General features: G+C 68.6%; 4 protein-coding genes. 1 reads left to right on the top strand and 3 read right to left on the bottom strand.

Features of this window, described 5'->3' with window-relative positions; genetic code table 11:
• Positions 1 to 141: 141 nt before the first annotated feature.
• The 3 genes from QH276_RS05835 to QH276_RS05825 all read right to left on the bottom strand — a co-directional run bounded on the left by QH276_RS05835 (position 142) and on the right by QH276_RS05825 (position 1,945).
• The gene (locus QH276_RS05835; RefSeq protein ID WP_280400543.1) at positions 142 to 822 is read right to left on the bottom strand and encodes an Rv0361 family membrane protein; all 681 of its coding nucleotides are present in this window, start codon (positions 820 to 822) and stop codon (positions 142 to 144) included.
• Positions 823 to 915: 93 nt separating this feature from the next.
• Entirely contained in the window at positions 916 to 1,530 is a 615-nt protein-coding gene (locus QH276_RS05830; RefSeq protein ID WP_280400544.1) for a phage tail tip lysozyme, read from the bottom strand.
• Positions 1,514 to 1,945 (bottom strand): hypothetical protein, encoded by a 432-nt coding sequence (locus QH276_RS05825; RefSeq protein ID WP_280400545.1) that lies wholly within the window; start codon positions 1,943 to 1,945, stop codon positions 1,514 to 1,516. Before QH276_RS05825 ends, QH276_RS05830 begins: the two co-directional genes overlap by 17 nt.
• 229 nt (positions 1,946 to 2,174) lie before the next feature.
• On the opposite strand from QH276_RS05825, the gene QH276_RS05820 reads away from it, so the two are divergent.
• Positions 2,175 to 2,726 carry a dihydrofolate reductase family protein gene (locus tag QH276_RS05820; protein ID WP_280400546.1) on the top strand — a complete coding sequence of 184 codons (552 nt, stop codon included), beginning with the start codon at positions 2,175 to 2,177 and terminating at the stop codon, positions 2,724 to 2,726.
• The last annotated feature ends 211 nt before the right edge of the window (positions 2,727 to 2,937 follow it).

Below are 2,937 nucleotides of genomic sequence, written 5' to 3'. Positions count from 1 at the left end.
CTTCCGCCGCCCCCCCCCCGCCCCCTGCCTCCTTCCCGGCCCCCCGCCCCCCCCCCCCCCCCCCCCCCCCGCGCGGCGCCCCCCCCCCCCCCCCCCCCCCCCCGGGTGCGAGCACAGGCGGCGACCCAGCCCCCCGCCGAGTCAGAAACCTGGCATATCCGGCATTTCCACGTCGACGTCGGGGGTCAGGATCCCGCACACCTTCCAGCCGCCGTCTTCCTTGACCAGATCGTAGGTCGCGGTCGAGGTGGTTTCGTCGCCGAGCATGTCCATGGTCATCTCCATGGTGAACGTCCCCTTATCGGCCCCCGAGGGCACATCGACACTCTTCAGCGTCGTTTCGGGTGCTTCCACACCGGAGGGCGCACCCGTGGGCTTGACCGGATTGTCCTGCTCGTACTGCGCGATCTCATCCAGGTCCGCCTGGCACACCAGGTCCTCGGGGTCGCCGTTCTGATCGACCCAGGCCTGAGCCACCTCACGCGGATCGTCGTAGCCACCGCCGATGGACCCACCACTCCCACCGAGGAGGAGGAACCCACCCACCCCGAGGGCGATCACGACGACGAGCACCCCGCCGATGATCAGTGCGATCTTGCCGCCGCCACCACCCGAAGGACGTGGTGGCTGTCCGTAACCGCCCGGCGCGCCGTAGGGCGGTTGGCCCGGCGGCGGATACTGCTGTCCATACTGCGGCTGCCCGGGGTAGGGCTGACCCGGCATGGGTTGCCCCGGCATCGGTTGCCCCGGGTAGGGCTGCCCCGGTGGCATGGGCTGACCAGGCTGCTGCTGGTACGGATTGGGTGGTTGCGGGTGACCCATTCGGAAGTCCTGTTTCCCTTGCTCTATCGCACGGCGCCGGGTCGGCGCCGCGTCCTCACAGTGATTTCCCCACGGCGCCGTGGCGTTAACAAATTACGCCAGGACCGAGGAACCGGCGGAGCGACCGGCCATACTGCGCGCGATGCTCTCGGCATTGGCGATACGCTGGCCTCGCGCTTCGCCGGAGCTCCGCTCGTAGTACTGGTCGAAAACAGCCGCCGCCGCACCGGCCGAGGTGGTGCTCTTCAGCTTGCTCATGGCACCCGATTCGCTGCCGTTCAACTCATGCACCATGAAGTCGATCTGTGTCCGCCAGTCCGTGACCGGCTTGCCTTTGGACGCCGCGAACGCCTCCAGGTTCTCCCGTCGGCCGCCCAGCCACTGCGCCAGGCCGATCGCACCTTCGCCGGGGTTGTACGCGCCGGTGTCGAAGCCGGACTCCACCTGCAGGTTGCCCAGAATTCCGGCCGCCTGCGCCGGGGTGAACCCCTTCTCGAGCAGGTACTGGTACATCTCCTCGACCTGCGCTTTCTCTCCTTCACCGATCGGTTGCGGTGAGTCGTTGCTGTAGGCACTGCCGGTATCGGTGAGACCCGGAACGTACGGCGCGGCCCCACCGCTGTCCGACCAGTTCTGTGCGGGTACCTCGGTGGATTTGCCCTCCAGTTTCGCGTAGGCGCGCAGGATCGCCTCATATGCCACACCCACCGCATCGTCCAGGGGCGTTCACCGCACCGATCTGGCGGGCCGGAGTGGGATCGTCCGGGACCGCCGCCGAGATATCGACCGCCGCATCGCGAAGTTCCTCGAACTCCTGGCTCACGGTGTTGGCGTCCTCGGCAGCGAGGGAGGCGATGAACCCGATCTGATCGTCGAGGGCATACCAGTCGTTCTGGTAGCCCTGGAGTTGTTCGGCGTTGAGCCCGTACTGCTCCCGCAGCGCACTGTCGCCCGGGCGGTCGGTCTGTTGTTTCACCAGCTCACCCGGCGTGAGCGTGTGCGCGTTCTTGTCGCCCAGCCCGTCTTCCAGCGCTTTCAGCACGTTCTCGATGTAGCCGATATAAGGATTCAGTATCGGAGCGTTGCGTGGACGATGCAGCGTCCATTCCTCCGTCGGAGCCATCGTCCACCTTCCTCGACCCGATACCGCACCTGCCTATCAGAATTCCATCTCACGCCCGCATGCCGCACTCCCGCTGATGAGAACGGTGACGAAAGACGATCACCCGGTAGCGATGAGAAACCCCGCCGTGTCACGTCTACCCCAGCGAGACCGATAAGACCCCGACCGGCCCACGCCGAACCTCGGCACACCTCGAGCCGGGGCCCGGGGCCGTCAGAAAGGACACATCATGGGAACCATTGCCGTGCACGAGTTCGTCTCCCTCGACGGATCGTACGAGGATCCGTCGTTCACCTTCGAATTCGGATTCGACCCGCAGATGGGTGAGACACTGGCCGGGATCACCGGCGGGGCGAAGGCAATCCTGCTCGGCCGCAACACCTTCGAGATGTTCGCACCGGCCTGGTCCACTCGCACCGTCGAGGACGATCCGGGTGCCCCGTTCTTCAACGACACCGTCAAATACGTAGTGGGCGCCCGGGAACCGCAGGCGGAGTGGGCCAACAGCGTATCCCTGGGCGCTTACGACCCCGACCGGATCCGCACGCTGAAGGACGAGATCGACGGCACCATCTACATCACCGGCAGCGGTACCTTGGTGCGCGCCCTGCTGGCCGAGGGCCTCGTCGACCATCTGCATCTCTTCGTGTACCCGATCGCCCTCGGTAAAGGCGAGAAGTTGTTCGCCGACGGAGCGGACGCCACCAAGCTGACGCTTCAAGGCCACGACGTCTACGCCAACGGTGTGGTGCATCTGGATTACGGCCCGGCCCGCTCGTGAGCGGTGGGGGGGGGGGGGGGGGGGGGGGGGGGGGGGGGCCCCCCCCCCCCCCCGGGGGGGGGGGGGGGGCGGGGGGGGGCCGCCCCGGGGGGGGGGGGGGGGGGGGGGGTGGGGGGGGGGGGGGGGGGGGGGGGGGGGGCGGCCCCCGCGGGGGGGGGGGGGGGCGGCGCGAGGCCCGGCCCCGCCCGCCCGCGCGCCCGCCCCCGCGCCA

Origin of the sequence: Nocardia carnea (genome assembly GCF_029869215.1) — a bacterium.
In the GTDB taxonomy this organism is placed as follows: domain Bacteria; phylum Actinomycetota; class Actinomycetes; order Mycobacteriales; family Mycobacteriaceae; genus Nocardia; species Nocardia carnea_B.
Note: the sequence above shows the minus strand (reverse complement) of the source record. Positions and strands in the feature narration are given on the sequence as shown.

Bases quoted from the DNA above. Each gene is read 5' to 3' on its own strand.
- QH276_RS05820 (WP_280400546.1), top strand. From the start codon at position 2,175: ATGGGAACCATTGCCGTGCACGAGTTCGTCTCCCTCGACGGATCGTAC.
- QH276_RS05835 (WP_280400543.1), bottom strand. From the start codon at position 822: ATGGGTCACCCGCAACCACCCAATCCGTACCAGCAGCAGCCTGGTCAG.
- QH276_RS05825 (WP_280400545.1), bottom strand. From the start codon at position 1,945: ATGGCTCCGACGGAGGAATGGACGCTGCATCGTCCACGCAACGCTCCG.